The following is a 26,143-nucleotide window of genomic DNA, read 5'->3' on the forward strand; positions in this document are numbered from 1 at the left end:
ACGCCGTCCCAGAAGGCGAAACCCGTTGGCCGGACAGCCGAGCGCCCTGTTTGGCTTACGCCATGAGCGATCTTCACATCCGCCGCGCCCTCCTCTCGGACATCGGCACCGTGCTGCGGTTCTGGCGCGACGCCGCGGAAGGAACGAGCATCAGCGACGACCAGGACGGAGTGGCCCGACTCATCACGCGAGACCCCGAAGCCCTGCTGCTCGCGGAGCGCGACGGCCTCCTCACCGGAACCGTCATAGCCGGCTTCGACGGATGGCGATGCTCCGCCTATCGGCTGGCCGTACATCCCGACCACCGCCGGCAAGGCATCGCCACCGCCCTGCTGGAAGCCGCGGAACAACGCTTCGCCGCCCTGGGCGGGCGACGCGTCGACGCCATGGTCCTGGAAGCCAACGAACAGGCACACCACACATGGGCGGCGGGCGGCTACCAGCGCGAGGACCGATGGCGACGCTGGGTCAAGCCCATTTAGACATGGCAGGGGCGGCGGGCGAGATGCTGTGAGCAGCCGGGATTCGACGGTTGGCGCCGCCGCCCCTGCGCTGTGCGTACGGACGGGGGACAGGGGCAGCCGTACGGAGAGCCACGGCCTCCGACCGAAGCCATCGGTCGGACCCGACCCGGAATCCGAAGGCCGGGACCCGACGGCCGGGACCCGAGGACCGGGACCCGACGACCGGCCGCGAAGAGCGGATTCGCCGGCCGGAGCCACCGGCCGACGTCACCGCCCGAAAGGGGTGTCTGTTCCGCCGATGGGCGATCCTTCTCCGAAGCGTGGGCGGGGCCCCGGCCCCGGCCGCGCGCGACACCGCGCGGACCTCCGCCCGCTGACCGACCATGGGACGGAGGTGACCCGATGACCGAAGTGTTGCTGCTCCTCGTGGCGGTACTGCTGTCGCTCGCGTGCGGGGCCTTCGTCGCGGCCGAGTTCTCCCTCACCACGGTGGAGCGCGGGGAACTGGAACGGGCCGCGGAACGCGGCGAACGGGGCGCGGCGAGCGCGATGAAGGCCGTGCGGAACCTGACCTTCCAGCTCTCCGGCGCCCAGCTCGGGATCACGGTGACCAACCTGGTCGTGGGCATGGTCTCCGAACCGTCGATCGCCACGCTGCTCCGGGGGCCGGTGGAGGCCGTGGGACTGTCCCCCTCCGTGGCCTCCTCGGTCGCGCTGGTGATCGGCACCGCGCTGTCGACCGTCTTCCTGATGGTCGTCGGTGAGCTGGTGCCGAAGAACTGGGCGATCTCCTCACCGCTGGCCGTGGCCAAGGTGGTGGCCACCCCGCAGCGGTGCTTCACGGCCGCCTTCCGCCCGTTCATCAGCCATCTCAACAGCACCGCGAACCGCATCGTGCGCGGCTTCGGCATGGAGCCCACGGAGGAGCTGGCCTCGGCCCGGAGCCCACAGGAACTGGTCGCGCTGGCCCGGCACTCCGCGAAGGAGGGCGCGCTGGAGGCCGACACGGCCGAGCTGTTCGTGCGGACGCTCAGCCTGGCCGGGCTGACCGCGGAGAACGTGATGACCCCGCGGGTGCGGGTGATGGCCCTCGACGTGCGGGCCACGGCCGAGGACGTCGCCAACGCCACCCGCGCCACCGGTCTGTCGCGCTTCCCGGTCTACCGGGACAGCCTGGACCGGGTCGTCGGTGTCGCGCACATCAAGGACGTCCTGCCCATCCCCGTCGAGAGCCGGCCCCGGCGCGCGGTGGCCGAGCTGTTGCACGAGCCGCTGCTGGTCCCGGAGACGCTGACGGTGGACAGGCTCCTGGACCGGCTGACCGGCGGCGGCACGCTGGCCGTGGTCATCGACGAGTACGGCGGTACGGCCGGGGTGGTGACGCTGGAGGACATCGTGGAGGAGGTCGTCGGGGAGGTACGGGACGAGCACGACCCGCAGGAGGCCTCCGGGCTGGTACGGGTGGGCGAGGACGTCGAGGGCCGGACACTGTGGTCGGCCGACGGCGCAGCGCGGGCGGACCAGCTGGTGGCGGCGGGGCTGCGCATGCCCGAGGGGCCGTACGAGACGCTCGCCGGCCTCATGGCCACGGAGCTCGGCCGGATCCCGGCCGAGGGCGACCGGGTCGACCTGGCCGGCTGGCGGTTCGAGGTGACCGAGGTCGCACGCCGGCGCGCGGAACGGGTGCTGCTGCGCGCGCCGCTCGCCATGGACGGCACGACGGGCGCCGACGGCGTGGACCGGGGCGGCACGGCCTCCGGCGGCACGGGTACGAACGGCACGGCTCCGGGCGGCGCGGGCCCGAAGCGCGCGGATACGAACGGGACGGCCCCCGGCGGCGGGGAGGCCCCGTGATCATCGCGTTCCAGCTGTTCCTCGGTCTGCTGACGCTCGTCGTCAACGCCTTCTTCGTGGCGTCCGAGTTCGCCCTGATCTCCGTACGGCGCAGTCAGATCGAGCCGGCGGCGGAGGCCGGGGACCGGCGGGCGCGGCGGGTGATCTGGGGCCTGGAGCACGTGTCCGCGCTCCTGGCGGCGGCGCAGTTGGGCATCACGCTGTGCACACTGGTGCTCGGCATCGTCGCCGAGCCCGCCATCGCGCATCTGCTGGAGCCGCTGTTCAACGCCGTCGGGGTGCCGCCGGGTCCGGTGCACGCGGTCTCCTTCGTGATCGCGCTGGCCCTCGCCACGTATCTGCACATGCTGCTGGGCGAGATGGTGCCCAAGAACGTGGCGCTGGCCGCTCCCGACCGGGCCGCGCTGCTGCTCGGGCCGCCGCTGGTCGCGCTGGCCCGGGCGCTGCGCCCGGTGATCTTCACGGTCAACGCGTTCGCCAACGGACTGCTGGCACTGCTCCGGGTGCGGACACGGGACGAGGTCGCCGCGGCCTTCTCGGACGACGAGCTGGCCCGGCTGGTCACGGACGCCGGCCATGCCGGACTGCTGGACGACCGCGCGACCGAGCGGCTGCACGACGCGCTGGAGCTGGGCCGCCGTCCGGTGCGCGACGTCGTCACACCGGTGGAGCGGGTCGTCTCCGCGCGGTTCGGTGTCACCCCGGAGGGGCTGGAGCGGCTGGCGGCCGAGTCCGGGTTCTCGCGCTTCCCGGTGCTGGACACCTCGCGCCGGATCCTCGGCTACCTCCACGTGAAGGACGCGCTGGACGCGATGCCGCGCGATGTGCCGTTCCCGGTGTCGGCGATGCGCGCGATCGCGCGCGTACGGGCGGCGCATCCGCTGGACGACGTGCTGACGGCGATGCGTCGCAGCCGTACCCACCTGGCCGCGGTCCTCGACGACGATGGCCGGCTCGCGGGCCTGGTGACCATGGAGGACGTCCTGCGCGAGCTGGTCGGCCGGCACGCCTGAGCCATCGATCCCCCTGCCGCCACGCCGGGCCCGGGGACGCCGGGTCGATCCCACGGGACACCTCCGGGCCGGGCCCTGCGGCCTGTACCACGTCCCGGGAAGCCGGGCCACCGGCTCGCTACCGCGCGGTAGGATCGGCCTCGCCATGGAGATGAATGCCAACTACACCAGTTTTGTCGCGGTCGGTGACTCCTTCACCGAGGGCATGTCCGACCTCCTCCCCGACGGCTCGTACCGCGGCTGGGCCGATCTGCTCGCCATGCGCCTGGCGGCCCGTACCCCCGGCTTCCGGTACGCGAACCTCGCCGTCCGCGGCAAGCTCATCGGCCAGATCCTGGACGAGCAGGTCGACACCGCGGCGGCGATGGCGCCCGACCTGGTGACGCTGGTGGGCGGGCTCAACGACGTCCTGCGCCCGAAGTGCGACATGGGCCGGGTGCGCGGCCTGCTGGAGGAGGCCGCGGCACGGCTGGCGCCGTCCTGCGGGCAACTGGTGCTGATGCGCAGCCCCGGCCGGAACGGGCCCGTGTTGGACCGGTTCAGGCCCCGGATGGAGGAGCTGTTCGGCTTCGTGGACGAGCTGGCCTCGCGCCACGGCGCGCTGGTCGTCGACCTGTACGGGGTACCGGTCCTCGCGGACCAGCGGATGTGGGACGTGGACCGGCTGCATCTGACGACGGAGGGTCACCGCAGGGTCGCCGAGGCCGTCTGGCAGACACTGGGCCTGGCCGCCGAGGACGACTGGCGGGCGGACCTGCCCGCGGCGGTGCCGCTGCCCTGGCCGGCGCGGCGCACCGGCGACGTCCGCTTCGCGCGGCAGTACCTCGGCCCGTGGATCATGCGCCGGCTCACCGGCCGCTCCTCGGGCGACGGCCGGGCCCCGAAGCGGCCGGAGCTGCTGCCGTACGACGTGACGTCCGGGACCCCCGGGGTCTCCGGGTCACCCGGCGCGTCCGAGACCGCCGGGGCGCCTCGTAGGTCCGAGGATCCGGAACAGCCGCTCCGAAGGCTCTCGTAGCAACCCACGAACACGGGCGGGGCACTGGCCTGCACAAACCGCCTATAGAATTCCTCCACGTGACAGCTGTGACCGCGAAGCCTCGCATCCCGAACGTCCTTGCCGGCCGCTACGCCTCGGCGGAGCTCGCCGAGCTGTGGTCCCCCGAACACAAGGTGAAGCTGGAGCGGCGGCTGTGGCTGGCCGTCCTGCGGGCCCAGCGGGACCTGGGGGTCGAGGTGCCGGAGGGCGCCCTGGCCGACTACGAGCGCGTCCTCGACCAGGTCGACCTGGCGTCGATCGCGGAGCGCGAGAAGGTCACCCGGCACGACGTGAAGGCGCGGATCGAGGAGTTCAACGCCCTCGCCGGCCACGAGCAGGTGCACAAGGGAATGACCTCCCGCGACCTGACGGAGAACGTCGAACAGCTGCAGATCCGGCTCTCCCTGGAGCTGGCCCGGGACCGCACGGTCGCGGTACTGGCGCGGCTCGGCGCGCTCGCGGGCCAGTACGGCGAGCTGGTCATGGCGGGGCGCTCGCACAATGTCGCCGCCCAGGCCACCACGCTCGGCAAGCGGTTCGCGACGGCGGCGGACGAGCTGCTGGTGGCCCACGAGCGGCTGGCGGACCTGCTGGGCCGCTACCCGCTGCGCGGGATCAAGGGGCCGGTCGGCACGGCGCAGGACATGCTCGACCTGCTGGGCGGCGACACCGCGAAGCTGGCGGACCTGGAACGGCGGGTGGCCGGCCACCTGGGCTTCGGCCAGGCGTTCACCTCGGTCGGCCAGGTGTATCCGCGCTCCCTCGACTACGACGTGGTGACCGCGCTGGTGCAGCTGGCCGCCGCCCCGTCGTCGGTCGCGAAGACGATCCGGCTGATGGCCGGGCACGAGCTGGTGACCGAGGGCTTCAAGCCGGGCCAGGTCGGTTCCTCCGCCATGCCGCACAAGATGAACACGCGTTCCTGCGAGCGGGTCAACGGCCTGATGGTGATCCTGCGCGGCTACGCCTCCATGACGGGCGAGCTGGCCGGCGACCAGTGGAACGAGGGCGACGTCTCGTGCTCGGTGGTGCGCCGGGTCGCCCTGCCCGACGCGTTCTTCGCCTTCGACGGCCTGCTGGAGACGTTCCTGACGGTCCTGGACGAGTTCGGCGCGTTCCCGGCCGTCGTGGCGCGCGAGCTGGACCGCTACCTGCCCTTCCTCGCGACCACCAAGGTGCTGATGGGCGCGGTACGGGCGGGAGTGGGCCGCGAGGCCGCGCACGAGGTCATCAAGGAGCACGCGGTGGCCTCGGCACTGGCGATGCGCGAGCGGGGCGCCGAGCGCAACGAACTGCTGGACCGGCTGGCGGCGGACGAGCGGATGCCGCTGGACCGCCCGGCACTGGAGGCGCTGATGGCGGACAAGCTGTCCTTCACGGGCGCGGCGGCGGACCAGATCGCGACCGTGACGGCGCGCGTCGAGGAGATCGTCGAGCAGCGCCCCGAGGCGGCCGGCTACACGCCGGCGTCGATCCTGTGACCGCGGCCCGGCCGTGACGCCCGAAGAACTCGAAGCCGCCCGCGACCGCGTCGTCCCCGATGTCGTCGCGGCCGGCCTGCGGGTGTTGTTCTGCGGCATCAATCCGGGGCTGATGTCGGCCGCGACGGGCCACCACTTCGCCCGCCCCGGCAACCGCTTCTGGCCGGTCCTGCACCGGTCCGGCTTCACCCCTCGCCTGCTGCGCCCGGCCGAGCAGGACGAACTGCCGTCGTACGGCTTGGGCATCACCAATGTCGCCGCACGGGCGACGGCCCGGGCCGACGAACTCGCCCCGGAGGAGTTCCGCGAGGGCGGCCGGATCCTCACGGCGAAGGTCGTACGGCTGCGGCCGCGGTGGCTCGCGGTGGTCGGGGTCACCGCGTACCGCACGGCCTTCGACGACAGACGGGCCCGGATCGGCCGCCAGGACCGGTCGATCGGGGCCACCCGGATCTGGGTCCTGCCCAACCCGAGCGGCCTCAACGCGCACTGGACGGCGGCGACGATGGCGGACGAGTTCGCCCGCTTGCGAGCGGCCTCTCAGGACGGCAAGGGCGAGCGGTAGTACGCGTACCGTCCGGCGCGCACGGCGCGGCCGGGGGTGTCGGCGGCGGCCGGGGGTGTCGGCGGCGGGCGGATCACGGGCCCTGCCGGGGCGCCCGGCGCGGCCGGTCCGTCACCGGTCATGGCGGGTCCGTCGCCGTCACCACCGCCAGCAGGCGGAAGGGCCGTTCCTCGTCGGCCTCCGCCAGGCCGACCGCGAGCCAGCGGTCCTCGACGCGCCACAGGTACAGAAAGCGGGGGCCGCCGCTCAGCTCGCGCCAGGGCTCCGGTATCTCCTCGCCCTCGCCGCCGCGCACCTGGACGCTCCACGTGCTCATGTACCACGGCTCGCCGAAGCGGAGCGTGAGGATCTCCGCGAGCGCCGCGTGCTCCGCGTCGAACTGGTCGGCCTCGTCGGCGCGTCGCGTGCCGTCGTCGTCGCCGGGGCCGCCGCCGCGGGCCAGTTCGGCGAGGTGGTAGCCGGGGCCGCTGGTGCCCACGTCGGACGGGCCGCGCCGGGCGGGGAACGCGCGGGCCCGCAAGCGCTCGATGACGGCGAGGTGCTGAGCGGTGGTCATGGGTCCAGTTAACCTTCGGGGTACGACAATTGGCGCCCCGTCAGGCGCGGTCGGACCGTCAGCGGGCCGCAGGCCCGCGGCTCGCCCCGCCGTCGGGCACCGAGTAGCATCCGCGAAACGCGCCGTACGAGCTGGGAGGACATACCGTGGGGCGGTTGACCGGCCAAGACCCTTCCCTCCTGCGTCGGATCAACTCGGCGGTCGTCCTGCACACGTTGCGCGGCGCCGGCTCGCTCACCCTCACGGACCTGACCCGGACCACGGGGCTGTCGCGGCCGACCGTGGAGGGCGTGGTCGAGGGGCTGATCGAGACGGGCCTGGTGGTCGAGTCGGGCCCCGAGGAGGGCGGCGCCCGTCGGCAGGGGCGCCCGGCGCGGCGCTTCCGGTTCCGGGCCGAGGCCGGGCACCTGCTGGGCATCGAGATCGGGTCGCACCGGGTGGCCGCGCTGCTTTCGGGACTGGACGGCCGGATCGTCGAGTCCGGTACGCGCGAGGTGTCGGAGAAGGCCGACGCGGACGAACGCCTGGATCGGGTACGGCTGCTCGTCTCGGACGTGCTGCGGCGCGCGGCCGTGGCCCGCGGCTCGCTGCGGGCGGTCGGGGTCGGCAGCCCCGGCATCGTGGACGCGGACGGGACCGTACGGCTGGGTACGGCGCTGCCGCAGTGGACCGGGCTGCCGCTCGGTGACCGGCTGCGGCGCTCGTTCCGCTGCCCGGTGCTGGTGGAGAACGACGCCAACGCGGCGGCCGTCGCGGAGCAGTGGAAGGGTGCGGCGTCCGAGTCGGACGACATCGTGTTCGTGCTGGCCGGACTGAGTCCCGGAGCGGGCGCCCTGATCGGGGGGCGGCTGCACCGGGGGTTCGGCGGCGCGGCCGGTGAGATCGGCGCGCTGCACCTGCTGGGACGTGAGGAGATGCCGGAGAGACTCCTGTCGATGACGGGTGAACCGCTCCACCCGCTCGACGAGCAGGCGGTGGCGCGGGTGTTCGCGCACGCCAAGAAGGGCGACGTACGGGCCAAGGAGGCCGTGGAGCGGTTCATCCAGCGGCTGGTGCACGACGTGGCGGCGCTGGTGCTGGCGCTGGACCCGGAGCTGGTGGTGATCGGCGGCTGGGCGGCCGGCCTCGACGGCGTACTGGACCCGCTCCGGGAGGAGCTGGCCCGGTACTGCCTGCGGCCGCCCCGGGTGACGCTCTCGTTGCTCGGCGAGGCGGCGGTGGCGACCGGCGCGCTGCGACTGGCGCTGGATCATGTGGAGGAGCAGCTGTTCGCGGTGGAGGGCACGGTCACGGCCCGCCGCTGACGTCGAGCGACGGGCCGCGCGTTCCCGGGGCCGAGCGCCCCCGGGCCGTGGCGAGTGGCAGGTGAGCCGTGGCACGTGGGCGGGTACGTGCCCGGGATCGGCACGCGGGCCCGTCGGGCGGACGGGCCCGCCGTTCAGGACGCCTGGCGTTCCTGCGGCTGGTCGCTGATCTCCAGGTCGCCGGACGCGCCGAAGGTCAGCCGGCAGGTGTCCGCCCGGTACGTGGCGAGGGACACCACGGCCGTACGGCCCTGGACGACATAGCGCGTCGTCACCACGAGGACGGGCGCGCCGGGCAGCCGGTCCAGCTCCTTCGCGTCGTCCGCGCGGGCCGAGCCCAGCTCCACGGCGCGCTCCTGGCCATCGAGGTCCAGCCGCTGGAGTGCGCGCAGGACCGCGCGGGCGCGGGCCGGTCCGGAGGGCGTGTCGATGGCCGGCAGGTCGGGCACCGACGAGGCCGGTACGTAGAGCAGCTCGGCGGCCACGGGCCGGCCGTGCCAGACGCGGAGCCTGCGGACCGTGTGGACCTCTTCCCCGCTCGCCGTGGACAGCAGGCGGGCCACCGTGCCGGGCGCGGTGGCCAGGGCGCACTCGACGGCCTGCCAGCCGTCCCCGCCCGCGCCCGCGCCCGGCCATTCGTGCCGGGTCGTGGAGACGTCGACACCGACCCTCGGCGGCGCGACGGTCGTGCCGACGCCGCGGCGGCGCTGGAGGCGCCCCTCCAGCTCCAGCTGATCGAGTGCCTGCCGGAGCGTGGCGCGGGCGACCCCGAACCGGGCCGCCAGCTCACGCTCGTTGGGAAGGATCTCCCCGACCGCGAAGTCCGAGTCGAGTGCGTCGGCGAGCACGGTCCTGAGGTGCCAGTACTTCGGCTCCGGCACCGCTTCCAGCTGCGTGGTCCCCACGTGATCCTCCGCAATCGCCGGGTCCCCCCGGCTGGTTTTCCGTGCCTTTGTTTATTAAAGGTCCCTGCACTAACGATCGACGATAGGACTGGTCAGCGTCTTGGTCAAGACCAATCCCGCACGTGGGGGGACACCCGGGCGGCCGCGCACAGCGGCGGGCCCGGCGCGCGGGCATGCGGGAATTCCGGCGGGACGGCCGCGGGACGGCGAGGCGACGGGGCCGGGAGGCGCCCGGGAAGGGAAGGTCAGTCGCTGAGAGGTGGGGCCATCGGGGAGACGCCGAGCAGTTTGTCGGGGTTGCGGATGACGTACACGGTCTCCACCGCGCCGTCGCCGACCTCCAGTTGAAGGACGAGTTCCGGCCTCCCGTCGCTGAGCACGAGCGCGGCGGGAGCGCCGTTGAGCTCCATGAAGCGGACCTCGAACGCCGCCGCCTCGGTCCCCACCGCGGCGAAGAAGCGGCCGACCTTGTCCGCGCCGACCATGACCCGCAGGGGCGCCTTCGCCTTGCCGCCGCTGTCGCCGACCAGCCGGACGTCCGGGGCCAGCAGGGCGAGCAGCGCGTCGAGGTCACCGCCGGCCGCGGCGGCCAGGAACCGCTCGGTGAGGTCGCGGCGTTCGGCGGGGTCGACGTCGTACCGGGGCCTGCGCTCCTCGACGTGGCGGCGGGCCCGCGTGGCGAGCTGCCGCACCGATGCCTCGCTCCGCTCCAGCACGGTGGCGATCTCACCGAACGGGAACCCGAACGCCTCCCGGAGCACGAAGACCGCACGCTCCAGGGGCGAGAGCGACTCGAGGACGACCAGCACCGCGAGCGACACCGAGTCGGCCAGCTCCGCGCGCTCGGCGGTGTCGGGCACGGCGGGGCCGAAGTCGGTGACGACCGGCTCGGGCAGCCACGGGCCGACGTAGGTCTCGCGCCGTGTCCTGGACTGCCGCAGCCGGTCGATCGCGAGCCGGGTCGTGATCCGTACGAGGTACGCGCGGGGCACGCGGACGTCCGCGCGGGACTCCGCGTTCCAGCGGAGCCACGCCTCCTGGACCACGTCCTCCGCGTCGGAGATCCGACCCAGCATGCGGTAGGCCACGCCGGTCAGGACGCCACGGTGCTGTTCGAACTCGTCGGTACGCGCGATGTCGGTTCCCACGGGACCATCCCATCCGACCGCGCCTCCGCTGTCCAGGCACCCGCCCCGACCTCGTTGTTCACGCAAGGTTCGCGCGCCGGCCGCCGACGGCCGCTAGGCATGGCATCGCAACCGCGGCCCATCTGCCCAGGAGATTCCCGATGTCCCACACCCCCGGCGGCGCCCCGCGCCGGTCACCGGCCCCCGGCGTCTCGTCCGTCCCGTCCCCGGCCACCGGGCCCGCGCCCGCGCGCCGCAGCGTCCTGCGCGGCTCGCTCGCCGCCTCGGCCGCCCTCGCGCTGCCCGGCACCGCCGCTCTCGTCACCGCCGCTCCGGCCCAGGCACGGTCCGGTCGGCCGCGTGCCGCCTGGGGCGTACAGGCGGGCGATGTCACCACCTCGTCCGGGCTGGTGTGGGTGCGGTCCGACCGGCCCGCCCGAATGATCGTGGAGACGTCGGCCACCGAGTCCTTCCGCCGCGCCCGCCAGTGGCACGGGCCGCTGCTCGGCCCGGGCTCCGACTTCACGGGGACGGTCCCGCTGGGCGGGCTGCCCGCGGGAGAGCGGGTGCACTACCGGGTGACGCTGGCCGATCCGGACGATCCGCGCCGTACGTCGGAGCCGGTCCACGGGACCTTCCGTACGGCGCCCGCGCGGCGGCGGCAGGACGTGCGGTTCGTCTGGTCCGGCGACATCGCGGGACAGGGCTGGGGCATCAACCCGGACATCGGCGGTTACCGCGTGTACGACGAGATGCGACGCCTGGGCCCGGACTTCTTCCTGTGCAGCGGTGACACCATTTACGCGGACGGACCGATCGAGCCGAGCGTGACGCTGCCCGACGGCCGCGTCTGGCGCAACATCACCACCGAGGAGAAGGCCAAGGTCGCGGAGACCCTCGCCGAGTACCGGGGGAACTTCCGCTACAACCTGCTGGACGCCAGCGTACGGGCGTTCAACGCCGAGGTGCCCTCGATCACCCAGTGGGACGACCACGAGGTGCGCAACAACTGGTACCCGGGACAGATCCTCGACGACGACCGCTACACCGAGAAGAGCATCGACGTCCTCGCCGCCCGCGCCTCGCAGGCGTTCCGTGAGTACTTCCCGGTCTCGACGCTCCACGCGCGCGGGGCGGACCGGCGCGTGCACCGGGTGATCAACCACGGTCCGCTGCTGGACCTGTTCGTCCTCGACATGCGGACCTACCGCAACGCCAACTCGCCGAACCGGCAGAGCGACGAGACGACCGGCATCCTGGGCGCGGAGCAGCTCGCGTGGCTGAAGCGCGAGCTGTCGCGCTCGCGCGCGGTGTGGAAGGTGATCGCCGCCGACATGCCGATCGGCCTGGTCGTCCCGGACGGTACGACGGACTTCGAGGCGATCGCGAACGGCGACCCGGGAGCGCCGCTGGGCCGGGAGCTCCAGATCGCGGAACTGCTGCGGTACATCAAGCGGCGGCGGATCACCGGCACCGTGTGGCTGACGGCGGACGTGCACCACACCTCCGCGCAGCACTACCTGCCGGAGCGGGCCGCCTTCAAGGACTTTGCACCGTTCTGGGAGTTCGTGACGGGTCCTCTGGCCGCCGGCCAGTTCCCGGCGAGTTCGCTGGACGCCACGTTCGGCCCGGACCGCGTCTACGTCAAGGCGCCGAAGGGGTCGAACCTGTCCCCGATGGAGACGCCGCCGCTGTTCGGGCAGGTGGACATCGACGGCGGCAGCGGGGAGCTGACGGTCCGGCTGCGCGAGCAGGGCGGGACGGTGCTGTTCACGAAGGTGCTCCAGCCGGGGCGGGTCGGCCAGTAACCACGGGATCGCCGCGTTCCCGGGCCGGTACCCGGAACCGGCCGACGGGCGGACGGTGCGGGCAGCCGGGCGGCGTGGGCGGCACCCGGCTGCCCGCCCGCGTAGGCCCGCGCCGTCCGCGCTGGAGGAACGCCGCAGGTCAAGTCCATTGTCAGTGGCGGGCTTTAGCGTCGTCCTCATGTCACGATCCGTACAGACGCTCGCCTACGCGCGGCCGTCCGCCCTGGGGCGGACGGGGACCGACGCACTGCTCGGCCTGGAGACCTCGGGCGGCGGCACGCCCTCCGGCGCCGAGAAGCACCCCCGGTTCTTCTCCGGGTTCCTGACCTCCCCGCGCGCCGCCGCCCGGGGCCTGCTCGCCGTGGCGGACGTGGCGGGGGCGCGTTACCACCAGCCGCGGCCGGCCCCGTCGCGCGACCCGGTGGTGACGGGGAACGGCGACCGGCTCCGCTTCGAGTCGTTCTCCGCCTGCTGTGGGGTGTACGCCCGGCTCGACATCGGCCGTGCGGGCCTCGACGGCGCCCGGACGGGACACGGGACGACGAACGTGGACGTGAACAATCCCTTGCGCACGGCCCTGTCCCGGATGACCGGCGACGATCCGCTGCATCTGCGAGTGGGGCCCGAGGAGTTGGCGGTCACGACGACGGGCGGGGCCGTCGTGGAGAAGAAGGTCCCGCTGCCGGAGCGCTGGCTGCGGGGGTTCGCCGAGGCGCAGGTGGCCTCGGCCGGGTTCGATCTGCGGGCCGAGATCGGCGCCGCGGAGGCCGTGCGCTTCCTGCGTTCCCTCCCCCGGGCCGGCTCGGGCGGCGCTTCGCGCGGTGCGACCTGGGTCGTCCCGGCGGGCGGCTCGCTGCGGCGGACCTCCCGACCAGGGCCTGGAGCGGTGTGCCTGCCAGGACCCGAGCGGCTGGCCGCGCTCCAGCGGGTGCTGCGGGACGCGACGGCCCTGCGCGTGTACGGGCCGGCGTCCGACGGCGCGGCGACGGCGAGCGCGTGGGAGGCGGTCCTGCCCGGCATGCGGCTCACGCTCACACTGTCACCGGACGCGGCACGCGGTTTCTCCGGGGAGGGCGGTGTCCTGGAGGCGCTGGCCACGACCGACGCCGCCGCGGACGCGGAGCTGGTCTCCGTCCTGCTGGCCTGGGAGCCCCGGGTCGATCCGGTGGAGCTGGCGGAGCGTTCGGGGCTGACGGTGACACGGGTACGGGCGGCGCTGGTCCGGCTGGGCACGGCGGGCCGGATCGGCTACGACCTCGCGGACGCAGCGTACTTCCACCGCGAACTGCCCTACGGCACGGACCGCGCCGAGCGGCACAACCCGAGGCTGGTGGCGGCCCGCGAGCTGGTGTCGGCCGGCGCGGTGACGCTGGACGGCACGACGGCCCGGGTGGCCTCGGGTGAGCGGTATCACCAGGTGAGGGAGCGGGCGGGCGTGCTCAGCTGCACGTGCCGCTGGTGGGCGGACCACCGGGGCGGGCGCGGCCCGTGCAAGCACGCGCTGGCGGTCCGGATGGCCCGGCGCGAGGGAGCCGCCGCGCGACCGGGTCCGGTCCGGGCGGGCGTCGCGGGCCCGCCAGGTGCGGTCGGACAGGCCCTGGGCGGTCCGGACGGTCACCGAACGGCTCCCGAGGGCGAGACCTCCGCCGTCGCGACGGGAGGCAGGCGATGAGCGCGCTGCTGGACGCCGTACGGGAGGGCCGGGTCCGGGACGTACCCGGTCTGGTCAAGCCGCTGGACGCGGCGGAACGCAAGGCGGAGCTGGCGGAGCTGAAGGCCCTGCGCACCGAGGTCCGTTCCTGGGGATGGGACCGGTGGCAGGGGCGGACCAGGACCCTGGACGCGCTGATCGTGGCCGGGGCCGGCTGTCTGACGGGGGCCGCCGCCACCGTGTCCTGGATCACCGCACGCGACCTGCGCGACGGCGACCGGACGCCCGTCTGCGAACTGGTCGACCTCCTCGCGGGCCGCGAGCCGGGGTGGCTGGGCGATGTGGCCCACCGGCTCGCGGCGAGGGCGTCGACCGCCGAACTGGACTATCCGCTGATCGAATCGCTGGTCGGGCTCGCGCGGTGTGCCATGCCGACGACCGAGCCCGTGGTGCGCGGCTGGGTGACCGCGATCGGGCACCGTCACGCGCTGCGGCACAACCTGCTCGGGAACCGGCACACACCGGTCATGGTCCCGCGCCTGTTCGAGGCGGCGGCGACGCCGGCCCCGCTGCTCTGGTACGACGATCCGGAGGATCCGGGCCAGTGGCCCCAGGCTCTCGTGGCGGTGGTCGAGGCGGGGGTCGTGGAGCGGCCGGTGGTGGTGACGGGCTGCGTGGAGCGGCTGCTGCGCACGGGCCGACCCAGCGAACTGAAGTTCTTCCTCGGCCTGTTGGGCGCGCTGGACCTGACCGAGGGGGAGCGTCGGGAGCACATCGCCGACTGGATCGGGATGGCGGCGGACGCCGCCTCGCCGGTGGCCGGGTACGCCCAGGGAGTGCTGTCCGAGCTGGCCCTGTCGGGCGCGTTGCCGCTCCGCGCCCTCGCGGACATGTCCGCCTCGGTGCTGTTCCGCCCGGAGAAGAAGCTGGTCAGGGCACAGCTGGTGCTGCTGGGTAAGGTGCTGCGCGCCGAGCCCGGCGCGGCGGGCGACCTGTTGCCCGTGGTCGCCGAGGCGTTCGGGCACGAGGACACCACCGTCCAGGAGCGGGCGCTGAAGCTGGTCGCCCGGCACCTGCCACACGTGGACCGCGTCCTGCACGAGGAACTGGCCGGGCACGCCGGGCTGTTGAGTCCGGTCCACCGGGACCTGGCCGTCGCGGCCTTCGGCGAGTTGTCGGCGTCCGCCGCCTCGGGGGCGTACGAGGAGATCCTGCCGCCGGTGCCCACACCGGTCCCGATGGCGCCCGCCCCGTCGGACCTCGCCGAGCTGGTCGAGGACGTGACGGCACTGATCACGTCGGGCCGGGGGAACGTGGGGACCGACTGGAGCCCCCCGCTCGGCACGGCCGAGTTCGAGCGGACTCTGGACGGTGTCGTCCGGCACGCACACCGGGATCGGACCGCCCTCGCCGAGGGACTACGCGAAACGTTCGCTCGTTTTCCCTCGTTGCTCCCGGTGGGCGGACACGGTGACGCCCAGTTCCGGCCCACCGGCTTCATCACGGTGGCCGCGGCCGTTCTCGGGGAGGCACCGACCGGGTCCCAGCAGTCCCTGGAGCCGTCCGTGGAACGGCCGGCCTGCGGGCACCAGGCGCTGCGGAACGTGCTCCTCGCCCGGCTGCGGGAGGCCGCCGGCCGGCTGGCGCGGGCGGAGTCGCTGCCGTTCCTGCTGGCCACCCCGACATGGCTGACGGGGACCCTGGACGCGGATGTCCTGGTGGACCGGCTGGCCGAGTACCACCGTCTCGGGGTCGACGCGGGGCCGCTGGACTTCGCGCAGGCCCTCATCCGGCTGCCGCGCGGAGCGGATCCGGCCGCGGCACGCGCGGCGGCGACTCTCGGCACCCCGGAGGGCGACCGGCTGGCGGCATGGCTCCTGGGGGACGGGGTGACAGCCGGGTCCGCGGTGGGGGCGCGGCCGCCCTCCGACGGCCAGGAGCCCGACGGCCAGGAGCCCGGCGGCCACCGAGCGTTCCCTCAGCCTCTCGCGTGGCTGAGCCGGCCCAAGCCTGACAGGTGGATGCCCTGCTACGACCGTCGGATTCCCGAGGACGCCCTGTGGCTGTCCGTGCTGCCGCAGGACCGGGACGTCCTCGCCGGCTGGCTGGAGGCCGAGACGCGCAACGCCCTGAAGGAGGTCGGCCGGACGGCCGGGGCCGCCACCTGGCTGCTCTCCGCCGCCGAGCGGGACGGGCCGGCCGGACCCGCGCTGCACCGCGCGCTGGCCTGCGCACTGGTCGTGCCACGGGCGGAGGACCGACTGGCGGCCGTGGACGCGCTGCTCGTCCTCGCGGCCCGGGGCGACCTGAACGGCCGGTCGCTGGGCGGGGAACTGGCCGGGCTGCTGATCGAGGGCCAGGGCAAGGCCAACCGGCTGACCGACTCACTGCGCACGGCCGCGGCGACGGGCGCGTACCGGACGGTGTGGTCCGTCCTGCGCGCGGCGCTGCCGGAACTGCTGCCCCCGGTGACCGGTGCCCCGAGGCGGCCGGAGGCGCCGGGCACACGGACCGCTACGCCCCCGGACGCGGCGCCCCCGGACGCGGCGGGCTCGGACGCGGCGGGCTCGGACGGGGCGTCCCCGGGCAGGTCCGCGCGGCACGGGGCGATACGGACCGGGCTGGGAGAACTCCTGGCCGTGGCCGCCGACTGCGTGGAGCGCTGCCGGGACGGCGGCGTGCCGCCGGGCCTGGCGGAGTTCGCCGGGCACGGCGGCTCCTCCCAGGCGGTTCGGCAGGCGGGGCGCCTGCTGACCGCGCTGCGCACGGGAGGCGATCACTCCACGCCATAGAACGAATAAATCAGGCCAAAGACCAACAGATCCACGCTTAACCCATGAGTCACATCCTGTTCGTGATCACGCAACACCATCCCGTCAGAGTGATGTCATGACCAATGTGACCTCAGCGAAGAGCGCCCGCCGCCCCCACCACTGGCGGCGGGACCTCGTCGAACTGGCCGCGCTGTTCACCGCCGTGGCGGTGGCCGACGCGGTCGCGAACATGATCGCGCACGGTCCCGACGGCGCGTTCCTGCTCGTCGCCTCGGCGGTGGCGCTGGTCGCCACGGCCACGTTCCACACATGGTGGGCACGCAGGCACAGTCATGCCCCACCGGCGTCGGGCGCGGGCGGAGCGGATCCGGGTGCCGCCCGGGACGAACAGGGGGCCGACCGCACGGCGGGGCCGGCCGGCCCCGCCGCCACCACGCTGTGGCGGATGCGCACGACCGTGCGGGACGAGCCCGGCAGCCTCGCCGCGCTGTGCGCGGCGTTGGCGGCGCACAGCGTGGACATCCTGACCCTCCAGACGCATCCGCTGGCCGAGGGCACGGTCGACGAGTTCCTGCTGCGCGCCCCGGACACGCTCCTGGCCCGTGACCTCACCCGCGAGGTGGCGGCGGCCGGTGGCCGTGACACGTGGATCGAGCGCGCCGACGCGCACGACCTGGTCGACACCCCGACCCGGGTGCTGGGCCTGGCCACGCGCACCGCTCTGGACCCGGCCGAGCTCCCCCTGGCCATAAGGCAGTTGCTGGGCCGCTGCACCATCCACCACCACCCCGCCCCGGCGGCCGGCGGTCACGGTACCGCGGACATCCCCGTCGAGGGCGTCCTGACCGGCACGGAGATGCGGTTGCGCGACCCGCACGGCGGCGGCATCACCGTCGAGCGACCCCATCTCCCCTTCACTCCCACCGAGTTCGCCCGGGCCCGCGCCCTGGTCGAGCTGGACACCCGGCTCGGCCCCCGGCTGCCCCGCGGGCGGGAGGTGTTCACGCTCCCCGAGGGAGAGCGGATCACTGTCCGCCGCGCCGACCGCGACGACCTCGACGCCGCCCGCGCCCTGCACGCCCGTTGCTCGGACCGTACGCTCGGGCTGCGCTACCACGGCCCCGTGCGCGACGCCGACCGCTATCTCGACCACCTGCTGAGCCCGCGCTTCGGGCGGACGCTGGCCGTCCAGACGGGCTCCGGGCGGCTGATCGCGCTCGGACACCTGCTCTGGGACGGGGACGAGACCGAGGTCGCCCTGATCGTCGAGGACGCGTGGCAGCGCCGGGGCATCGGCTCCGAGCTGCTCGGACGGCTGGTGGCGAGCGCCGGTGAGGCGCGCTGCTCGCAGGTCTACGCGGTCACCCAGGCGTCGAACACCGGCATGGTCGCGACCATGCGGAGCCTGGGCCTGCCGCTCGACTACCAGATCGACGAGGGCACGCTGGTGATCACGGCCCGGCTGGATCAGACCGCGGCGGCGCCCTGGACCGGACCGTACGGCGACGAGACGGTCCCCGAACAGGCGACGACACCGGCCGACCGCTGAGCACCGCGCGCCGCCGCTCCGGACCGGCCCGGCCCGGGAACACCCCGTCCGCCCCAGGGCGGACGGGGTGTCACGGCCGACACCGCGCCGCACCCTTCAGCGCCCCACCCGGCCGGCGGTCACACGGACGAGATGAGCGGGGCCCGCTGTTCCGCTTCGATCCGGCCAATCACGAGCCGTGCCGTACGGTCCTCTCCCCTCTCCCCTCTCCCCTCCCCCCTGCCGGGCCGCCCCGCCGCGCACGAGCCGCTTCCCCGTTCGTGACTCGAACCGTCGAGCCCCGCGCCTCGCCTCCCCCGCGCCGTGCCGTCGACCGGCTCCCCACGGCCGTTCGCGCTCGGGAGCCCGCCGGGCAGGGCGAGCGGCCGCGGTCGTCCTCCTCGGCGGACAGCCGGTCCCGACGGTGGCGTGGTCATCGGCCAACCCCCGCGGCCTCCGCCCGTAACGGATGTGACGCGCGGCGCCGACTCGGAGAGGATGTCCGCATGTCAGACACAGCCGGCAGCGCGCTGCCCCGCCAGGTCGCCGACGCCTACGTCGACGCGCTCATCGAACTCGACCCGATCACCGGCACCTACCTCGGTGTCGCGGAGAGCCACCCCCGGCTCCCCGATTTCTCCCCGGCCGGGCAGGAGGCCCTCGCCGACCTCGCCCGGGCGACCCTCGCCCGGCTCGACGAGGCCGAGAAGCTGCCGGGCGCCGACAGCGACGCCGAACGGCGCTGCGGCCGGCTGCTGCGCGAGCGGCTGACGGCCGAACTGGCCGTGCACGACGCGGGCGAGGGACTGCGCAAGGTCAGCAACATCCACTCGCCCGCGCACCATGTGCGCGAGGTGTTCACCGTGACACCGACCGAGACCGACGAGGACTGGGCCGTGGTGGCCGAGCGGCTACGGGCCGTCCCGGCGGCGCTGGAGGGGTACCGCGCCTCGCTGGCCCTGGGCCTCGACCGCGGCCTGACGGGCGGCCCCCGCCCCACCGCCACCTTCGTCGGACAGCTGACGGAGTGGGCGGGCGAGGACCGCGGCTGGTTCGAGGACTTCGCCGCCGACGGCCCCGACGCACTGCGCGGCGAACTGGACGAGGCGGCACGGGCCGCCACCGCCGCCGTCACCGGGTTGCGGGACTGGGTGCGGGACGTGTACGCGCCCGCCGTCGCCGACGCGCCGGACACGGTGGGCCGGGAGCGCTACGCCCGCTGGTCGCGGTACTTCAACGGCACGGACCTCGACCTGGACGAGGCGTACGCGTACGGCTGGTCCGAGTACCACCGGCTGCTCGGCGAGATGCGGGCCGAGGCCGACAAGGTGCTGCCCGGCGCGGGCCCCTGGGAAGCGCTTGCCCACCTGGACGAGCACGGCGCGCACATCGAGGGCGTGGACGAGGTCCGGGAGTGGCTGCAGGGCCTGATGGACGAGGCGATCGCCGCGCTGGACGGCACGCACTTCGAACTGGCCGAGCGCGTACGCCGGGTGGAGTCCCGGATCGCCCCGCCCGGCGGCGCCGCCGCCCCGTACTACACCGGCCCTTCGGAGGACTTCTCCCGCCCGGGCCGCACCTGGCTGCCGACCATGGGCGAGACGCGTTTCCCCGTCTACGACCTGGTCTCGACCTGGTACCACGAGGGCGTGCCCGGCCACCACCTCCAGATCGCCCAGTGGACGCACGTCGCCGACCAGCTCTCGCGCTACCAGGCGACGGTCGGCATGGTCAGTGCCAACGCGGAGGGCTGGGCGCTCTACGCGGAGCGCCTCATGGACGAGCTGGGCTTCCTGCCCGACGCGGAGCGCCGGCTCGGCTATCTGGACGCGCAGATGATGCGCGCCTGCCGGGTGATCGTGGACATCGGGATGCACCTGGAGCTCACGATCCCGGCGGACTCGCCGTTCCACCCGGGTGAGCGCTGGACGCCCGAGCTGGCCCAGGAGTTCTTCGGCCGGCACAGCGGACGCCCGGCGGACTTCGTGGAGAGCGAGCTGACCCGCTATCTGTCGATGCCGGGCCAGGCGATCGGCTACAAGCTGGGCGAACGCGCCTGGCTGCTCGGCCGCGAGAACGCGCGCGCGGCGCACGGGGACGCCTTCGACGCGAAGGCCTGGCACATGGCGGCGCTGTCGCAGGGCTCGCTGGGGCTGGACGATCTGGTGGACGAGCTGTCGAAGCTCTGACCGGCGCGACGCGCACGACGCGGCCGGGCCCCGCCGAGTGGCGGGGCCCGGCGGTCAGCGGCGGAACCCGCCCTCCGAGTCGATGACCTGACCGGTGACCCACGCCGCCTCGTCGGTCGCCAGCCAGGCGATCAGGCGGGCCGGATCGTCCGGCGTCCCCCACCGCCCGGCGGGGAACCGCGCCCTGACCGCCTCGTACTCGGCCCCCGTCAGGTAACCGGTGTCGACGGGCCCCGGGTTCACGGTGTTGACGGTGACCGCCGCGTCCGCGAGCGCCGTGGCCGGGGACCGGGTGACCGAGGCGAGAGCGCCCTTGGCCAGGCCGTACGCCAGCTCCCCCGGCATGCCGCCCGCGATGTCCTGGCCAGAGGTCATCATCACGACCCGGCCGCCGGGGAGGGCGCCCCCGGCACCGGCGTGCGCGGCGCGCAGCCGCGCGTACGCCTGGACGAGCAGGAGCACCGACCGGGTGTCGACCGCCCAGTGCGCGTCGAGCATCGCCGCGTCCACCGTGTCGAGCGTCCCGTCGAAACCGCTCAGCGCGTGGTTCGCGACCAGGATGTCCAGCCGGCCGCCGAGCGCCTCCGCCGCTGTGGCGACCAGCGCGGCCGGCGCCTCGGCATCGGACAGGTCCCCGGGGCCGTGCACCACCGGGGCGGCCGGATCCGCGCGGGCCTGCCGTACGAACGCGGCGACGCCCTCCGGACCCTCCGGGTCGGCGCCCCACGGCTTCTCCGCGTCGTGCGGGACGTGGTGGTGCAGATAGGCGGCGGCGCCGTACGCGACGAGCCGCCGGGCGACCGCGCAGCCGATGCCGCCCGTGCGGGAGGCGCCGGTGACGAGCGCGGTTCGGCCGCGCAGCGGCAGCGGATCGCGGCGCAGGGCTTCGGGCGTGGGAGGTTCGAGGGCGGGCATGGCCCCCATGCTGATGACCCGTTCGGCGGGTGTCATCCCGTTTTCGGCCGGCCGACGCCACTCGGCCGACCGCCCTCACCGCGACCGGCCGACGTCGTGTCAGCCCGTCGGGCGCTGCCGGACCCTCGAACCCCGCCGGTCCTTGACGACCTCCAGCTGGGTCGGGATCCGGCGGCGCAGGTCCGCGACATGGCTGACGATGCCGACGCTGCGGTCCCGCTCCCGCAGTGAGTCCAGTACGTCCAGCACCTCGTCCAGCGTCTGGTCGTCCAGGCTGCCGAACCCCTCGTCGATGAAGAGCGTGTCCAGCCGGACGCCCCCGGCCTCGTCGGTGACGACGTCGGCGAGTCCCAGCGCCAGGGCGAGCGAGACGAAGAACGTCTCGCCGCCCGAGAGGGTGGAGGTGTCGCGCGCGCTGCCGGTCCAGGCGTCGACGACCATCAGCCCGAGCCCGGAGCGTCGCTGTCCACCGCCGCGGGCGTCGGTGTGGACCAGGGTGTAGCGGCCGGCGGACATGCGCCGGAGCCGTACGGTGGCCGCGGCCGCGACCTGTTCGAGACGGGCCGCCAGGACATAGCTCTCCAGGCGCATCCGGCGCTCGTTGTCGGCTGACGTGCCCGCGGCGAGCGTGGCGAGGCGGGCCACCCGGTCGTGCTCCTCGCGCAGCGGGCCCAGTTCGCGCGTCTCGGCCTCGGCCCGCCGGGAGAGTCCGGCCAGCTCGGTCCGGCGCGCGCGGGCCGCGGTCTCGGTGGCGGCCGCCCGGCGCAGGGTGCGCTCGGCGGCGTCGTACGCGACCTGCGCGGCGGCCGGGTCGGCGGGCGGGCGCTCCGCGGCGGCCCCGGTGCCGGGTTCGGCGAGCCGGTCCGCGACGGCCGCCTCCTCGGCCCGCCAGGCGTCGATCCGGTGCTGGAGTACACGCCGGTCGTCGTCGCCGAGCAGGGCCTCGGCCGCGGCGTCCGGCGTGTCGAAACCGGCCCGGAAGGCGGCGCCCGCCAGCCGGTCGTCGGCCTCCTTGAGCGCGGCCGCGGTGGTCTCGACGGCGCGTACGGCCTCGGCCGCCGCGGCGAGCCGCTCGGCCCAGCGCCCCAGCTCCGCGGCCCGCGTCTCGACGCTCTCCGCATCACCCCGCGCCCGGTCGATCTCCGCCCGCAGCGCGGTCTGTTCGCGTTCCAGCGCCTCGCGCCGTGAGGTGCGGGCGGCGCTCCGTCGCTCGGCGTGGCGCTGGGCGTCGAGCCTGCCGTCATGTTCGCGCTCGGCGCGGGCCAGGGCCTCCCGGGCGGCGTGGGTACCGGCCGCCGCCCGGTGGGCGGCGGCGTGCTCGCGCTCCAACTCCTCGACAATGGTGGCGAGTTCGGCCACCGATTGGGTCCCGGCGGCGGCCTCGGCCGCCGCGTGCCGCTCCCGTACGGACGCGTGTTCCCGTTCGCTCTCGGCCCGGGCGTCGGCGGCCCGCCGGTACGCGGCGAGCGCCGTCTCCTCGGCCGCCCGGCCGACCTGCCCCGCCTCGGCGTGGGCCGGCTCCGGATGGCTGGTGGCGCCGCAGACCGCGCAGGGCTCACCGTCGACGAGGCGGGCGGACAGCTCGGCGGCGATACCGCGCAGCCGCCGCTCGCGCAGGTCCAGCCAGTTCTCGTGGGCGGAGTTGGCCTGCCGCGCCGCCGAGTCGAGCCGGCGCTCCGCCGCGGCGACCTCCGTTCGCAAGGTGTCGCGGCGGCGGGCCTCGGCGAGCCGGTGCCGGGCGGGTTCGAGCCGGCCGGCGAGCTGTTCGGCACGGGCGGCCGCCTCCTGGGCGTCCTCCACCCGCCCGAGCAGGGCGCGGCGCTCGGCCTCCCAGCCGGCCAGCCAGGCCGCCGTCTCCTCGATGGTCTCCTCGTCCGCCCGCGCCTGCCGCTCCAGCGCGGTCCGTTCCTGGTTGAGTTCCGCGTCCCGCCGCTCGGCGCGCCGGGCGGCGTCGAGGGCGCCCAGCTCCTGCCGCACGGCCCGCTCCCGTGCGACCAGCCGCTCCGCGCCGGCGTCGACGAGGTGGTCGTCGGTGAGACCGGCGACCGCGAAGCCGCCGGACAGGGTCGCGCGGGCGCGGGCGTGGGCCGCGGACGCCGTGCGGTGGGCCCGCTCGGCGTCGTCGCGCAGTGCCAGCGCGGGGGCGACCCGCTCGGCCCGGCGATCGCGGTCGAGCAGGGCCCGGGCGCGCTGGTATTCGGGGCGGCGGGCTTCGAGCGCCTCCGCGCGCCGCCGGGTCTCGGCTGCCCGCTCCTGGAGGCGGGCCAGTTCGCGCTCGGTCTCCAGGGCCCGCCGGGCTGCGGCCAGTGCGCTCTCCGCGGTGGTACGGGCCGATTCCGCGATGTCGGCGCGCTCCCACGCGGTCGAGCGCACCTGGGCCGCCCACTCGAGGACGGCCGGCGCGAGCCCCGCGTCGCCGGGCTCCCGGTCGGGCGGGGGCGGCGCCGAGCGGTCGTCCGCCGCCTGGTCGATCCGCTGCGCCACGGCGAGGAGCCGGTCGTCCCCGGCCCGCACCCGGTGCTCGCCGGCCCGGCGCAGCTCGGCCAGCCGCTCCTCGACGGCGGCGAACCGGCGGGTGTCGAAGAGCCTGCCGAGCAGTCGGCCGCGGGCCTCGGCGTCGGCGCGCAGGAAGCGTGCGAAGTCGCCCTGCGGCAACAGCACGACCTGGCAGAACTGCTCCCGGCTCATGCCGAGGAGCTGCCCGATCTCCTCGCCGGTCTCCTGGTGGGAGCGGCTGAGGGCGCGCCACTGCCCGCTGCCCGCGTCGTACTCCCGCAGGAGGCTCCGCGCCTTCTCGGTGGTGAAGCCCGTGGACCGCTTCTTGGGGCGGCGCTGGGCGGGTCGCCGGGTGATCTCCAGCCGCCTGCCGCCGACGGTGAGGGCGAGCGTGACCTCGGTGGGGGTGCCGTCGGCCGCGTGGTCGCTGCGCAGGGTGGTCCCGGGACTCTGCCGGGCGCCGGGCACGGCCCCGTACAGCGCGTAGCAGACCGCGTCGAGGACCGAGGTCTTGCCCGCGCCGGTCGGTCCGTGCAGCAGGAAGAGCCCGGCGGAGGCGAGCGCGTCGAAGTCGATGTCCTGGGTGGTGGCGAACGGGCCGAAGGCGGTGACGGCCAGCCGGTGCAGCCTCACGCGTCCCCCTCGCGCGTGCCGGTGTCGACCCGTACGTCCTCGAGCGCGCCCCGCAGCACGGCGCGTTCGGGCTCGTCGGGTCCGAGGCCGCCCCGGACATGGGCCACGAAGTCCTCCGCGATCTGCTGGTCGGTTCGGCCCGCGAGCCGCCGGGCGTACGAGGCGAGCGGGTCGTCGTCGCCGCGCTCGGGCTCGAAGACCAGGCTGAGCGTGTGCGGGAACCGCTCGGTGAGCCGGGCCATGGGCTCGGCGGGCCGGACGCCGTCGGTGAGCGTGGCCTCGACCCACGCCTCCTCGTACCGGGCGAGCCGGGGATCGGCGAGCAGGTCGTCGAGCATTCCCCGGATCCGGGCCAGCGGGCGCGGTACGGGGCAGTCGACGCGCTCGGCCGCGATCTCGCCGCGCGGCCCGAGGTCCACGAGCCACATGGTCTTGCGGTGCGCGCTCTCCGAGAAGGAGTAGGCGAGCGGCGAACCGGCGTAGCGGACCCGGTCGGTGATGGTCTGTGAGCCGTGCAGATGCCCGAGGGCGACATAGTCGACGCCGTCGAAGACCCCGGCGGGCACGGCGGCGACACCGCCGACGGTGATGTCCCGCTCGCTCTCGCTGGGCGCGCCGCCCACCACGAAGGCATGCGCCAGGACGACGGACCGCGTCCCGGCGGCCCGTCCGGCGAGGTCGGCGCGCACCCGGTCCATGGCGGCGCCGAGGACGGCCTCGTGCCCGGTCCGTTCCGCCGTGAACTCCTCGCGCACGAGGGACGGTTCGAGGTACGGCAGCCCGTAGAAGGCCACGTCCCCGTGCGTGTCGGGGAGCAGGACGGGCGTGCCGCAGCCGGCGGGGTCGGTGCGCAGGTGGACGCCGGCGCGCTCGATGAGTCCGGCGCCGACGCCCAGCCTGCGGGCGGAGTCGTGGTTGCCGGAGATCATCACGGTCGTGACACCGGTGTCGGCGAGCCGGTGCAGCGCCCGGTCGAAGAGTTCGACGGCGGCCAGCGGGGGCACGGCCCGGTCGTAGACGTCACCGGCGACGACGACGGCCTCCACGTCGTGGGCGCGGACGGTGGTGACGAGGTGGTCGAGGAAGGCGGCCTGGGCGTCGAGCAGGCTCACGCGGTGGAAGGACCGGCCCAGATGCCAGTCCGAGGTGTGCAGGATCCTCAAGAGAAAACCTCGTCCCCCGGTGTCAGCGTCGCCTCTCCGGCCGTGGCGTCCGCCAGCCAGGCACGGAACGCGTCGAGTTCCGCGTCCGGGAGCCCGATCTCGATCGTCACGCTCTCCCCGTACCGTACGTCCCGCACCGTACGCCCCATGGCCCGCAGGTCGTTCTCCAGCCGGCCCGCCCGCTGGTGGCCGACCGTGACGGTGGCCAGGCGGAGCCGGTGCCTGGTCGTGGTGGAGAGGCTGTCCAGGGCTTCGCCGACGGCCCCGCCGTACGCCCTGATCAGGCCGCCCGCGCCCAGCTTGACGCCGCCGTAGTAGCGGGTGACGACGGCGGCGGTGTAGCGCATGTCGCGGCGCAGCAGCATCTGGAGCATCGGCGCTCCGGCCGTGCCGCCGGGCTCGCCGTCGTCGCTCGCCCTCTGGACGGAGGCGTCGGCGCCGAGCACGTACGCGAAGCAGTTGTGGGTGGCGGCCGGGTGCGCGGCGCGGACGCCCGCGACGAACTCCCGCGCCTCGTCCTCCGTGGCGACCGGCGCGAGGGCGCAGATGAAGCGCGACCGGTTGATCTCGGTCTCGTGCGTGCCCGCGCGGGCGACGGTGCGGTACTGCTCCTGCATCCCCTCACCCTATGCGGGGCCCGCCCCCGGGAATGGCCGGGGCGGCGGGGCCGTTGTCGTG

The 26,143-nt window shown here is 74.7% G+C and carries 19 protein-coding genes; 12 read left to right on the top strand and 7 right to left on the bottom strand.

Translation table 11 applies throughout. The features are described 5' to 3' along the window. Window positions 1-62 precede the first annotated feature (62 nt). From ACU6P3_RS03785 to mug, 6 genes are all read left to right on the top strand, one after another. Entirely contained in the window at window positions 63-482 is a 420-nt protein-coding gene (locus ACU6P3_RS03785) for a GNAT family N-acetyltransferase (RefSeq protein ID WP_447195905.1), read from the top strand. 384 nt (window positions 483-866) lie between these two features. Continuing rightward, the gene (locus tag ACU6P3_RS03790) at window positions 867-2,318 is read left to right on the top strand and encodes a hemolysin family protein (RefSeq protein ID WP_447195906.1); all 1,452 of its coding nucleotides are present in this window, start codon (window positions 867-869) and stop codon (window positions 2,316-2,318) included. Next, on the top strand, window positions 2,318-3,331 hold the full coding sequence (locus tag ACU6P3_RS03795; protein ID WP_344282158.1) for a hemolysin family protein: 1,014 nt from the start codon (window positions 2,318-2,320) through the stop codon (window positions 3,329-3,331). Before ACU6P3_RS03790 ends, ACU6P3_RS03795 begins: the two co-directional genes overlap by 1 nt. A gap of 145 nt (window positions 3,332-3,476) precedes the next feature. Next, on the top strand, window positions 3,477-4,349 hold the full coding sequence (locus ACU6P3_RS03800) for a GDSL-type esterase/lipase family protein (RefSeq protein ID WP_447195907.1): 873 nt from the start codon (window positions 3,477-3,479) through the stop codon (window positions 4,347-4,349). A gap of 59 nt (window positions 4,350-4,408) precedes the next feature. After that, window positions 4,409-5,851 carry an adenylosuccinate lyase gene (purB, locus tag ACU6P3_RS03805; protein WP_447195908.1) on the top strand — a complete coding sequence of 481 codons (1,443 nt, stop codon included), beginning with the start codon at window positions 4,409-4,411 and terminating at the stop codon, window positions 5,849-5,851. A gap of 13 nt (window positions 5,852-5,864) precedes the next feature. Then, on the top strand, window positions 5,865-6,416 hold the full coding sequence (mug, locus tag ACU6P3_RS03810; RefSeq protein ID WP_447195909.1) for a G/U mismatch-specific DNA glycosylase: 552 nt from the start codon (window positions 5,865-5,867) through the stop codon (window positions 6,414-6,416). 118 nt (window positions 6,417-6,534) lie between these two features. Here the strand turns inward: mug and ACU6P3_RS03815 are convergent, their stop codons facing one another. Beyond that, complete coding sequence (locus ACU6P3_RS03815; RefSeq protein ID WP_447195910.1) at window positions 6,535-6,972, bottom strand: hypothetical protein; 438 nt, start codon at window positions 6,970-6,972, stop codon at window positions 6,535-6,537. 146 nt (window positions 6,973-7,118) lie between these two features. Between ACU6P3_RS03815 and ACU6P3_RS03820 the strand changes: the two genes are divergently transcribed. Further along, entirely contained in the window at window positions 7,119-8,276 is a 1,158-nt protein-coding gene (locus tag ACU6P3_RS03820) for an ROK family protein (protein ID WP_447195911.1), read from the top strand. 134 nt (window positions 8,277-8,410) lie between these two features. On the opposite strand, the gene ACU6P3_RS03825 is transcribed toward ACU6P3_RS03820, so the two are convergent. Beyond that, on the bottom strand, window positions 8,411-9,181 hold the full coding sequence (locus ACU6P3_RS03825; protein ID WP_447195912.1) for a GntR family transcriptional regulator: 771 nt from the start codon (window positions 9,179-9,181) through the stop codon (window positions 8,411-8,413). Window positions 9,182-9,426: 245 nt separating this feature from the next. Continuing rightward, a complete protein-coding gene (gene sigJ / locus ACU6P3_RS03830; protein WP_447195913.1) occupies window positions 9,427-10,329 on the bottom strand; it encodes an RNA polymerase sigma factor SigJ in 903 nt (300 codons plus the stop codon). Between the two features lie 140 nt (window positions 10,330-10,469). On the opposite strand from sigJ, the gene ACU6P3_RS03835 reads away from it, so the two are divergent. The 5 genes from ACU6P3_RS03835 to ACU6P3_RS03855 all read left to right on the top strand — a co-directional run bounded on the left by ACU6P3_RS03835 (window position 10,470) and on the right by ACU6P3_RS03855 (window position 20,258). Beyond that, complete coding sequence (locus ACU6P3_RS03835; protein ID WP_447195914.1) at window positions 10,470-12,116, top strand: alkaline phosphatase D family protein; 1,647 nt, start codon at window positions 10,470-10,472, stop codon at window positions 12,114-12,116. 178 nt (window positions 12,117-12,294) lie between these two features. Next, complete coding sequence (locus ACU6P3_RS03840; protein ID WP_447195915.1) at window positions 12,295-13,788, top strand: SWIM zinc finger family protein; 1,494 nt, start codon at window positions 12,295-12,297, stop codon at window positions 13,786-13,788. Beyond that, window positions 13,785-16,559 carry a DUF7824 domain-containing protein gene (locus ACU6P3_RS03845; RefSeq protein ID WP_447195916.1) on the top strand — a complete coding sequence of 925 codons (2,775 nt, stop codon included), beginning with the start codon at window positions 13,785-13,787 and terminating at the stop codon, window positions 16,557-16,559. Before ACU6P3_RS03840 ends, ACU6P3_RS03845 begins: the two co-directional genes overlap by 4 nt. Window positions 16,560-16,656: 97 nt before the next feature. Beyond that, window positions 16,657-18,090 (top strand): GNAT family N-acetyltransferase, encoded by a 1,434-nt coding sequence (locus ACU6P3_RS03850; protein ID WP_447195917.1) that lies wholly within the window; start codon window positions 16,657-16,659, stop codon window positions 18,088-18,090. 485 nt (window positions 18,091-18,575) lie between these two features. After that, window positions 18,576-20,258 carry a DUF885 domain-containing protein gene (locus ACU6P3_RS03855; protein WP_447195918.1) on the top strand — a complete coding sequence of 561 codons (1,683 nt, stop codon included), beginning with the start codon at window positions 18,576-18,578 and terminating at the stop codon, window positions 20,256-20,258. Window positions 20,259-20,312: 54 nt separating this feature from the next. Here ACU6P3_RS03855 and ACU6P3_RS03860 read toward each other — a convergent pair whose 3' ends face one another. The 4 genes from ACU6P3_RS03860 to ACU6P3_RS03875 form a co-directional block, all read right to left on the bottom strand. After that, complete coding sequence (locus tag ACU6P3_RS03860) at window positions 20,313-21,173, bottom strand: SDR family oxidoreductase (protein WP_447195919.1); 861 nt, start codon at window positions 21,171-21,173, stop codon at window positions 20,313-20,315. Between the two features lie 99 nt (window positions 21,174-21,272). Beyond that, window positions 21,273-24,302: an AAA family ATPase gene (locus ACU6P3_RS03865; RefSeq protein WP_447195920.1), complete on the bottom strand. Its 3,030-nt coding sequence runs from the start codon at window positions 24,300-24,302 to the stop codon at window positions 21,273-21,275. Beyond that, the gene (locus ACU6P3_RS03870; RefSeq protein ID WP_447195921.1) at window positions 24,299-25,465 is read right to left on the bottom strand and encodes an exonuclease SbcCD subunit D; all 1,167 of its coding nucleotides are present in this window, start codon (window positions 25,463-25,465) and stop codon (window positions 24,299-24,301) included. Before ACU6P3_RS03870 ends, ACU6P3_RS03865 begins: the two co-directional genes overlap by 4 nt. Beyond that, entirely contained in the window at window positions 25,462-26,082 is a 621-nt protein-coding gene (locus ACU6P3_RS03875; RefSeq protein WP_447195922.1) for a YigZ family protein, read from the bottom strand. Before ACU6P3_RS03875 ends, ACU6P3_RS03870 begins: the two co-directional genes overlap by 4 nt. Between the last annotated feature and the right edge of the window lie 61 nt (window positions 26,083-26,143).

It is taken from the genome of Streptomyces hebeiensis (assembly GCF_052983195.1).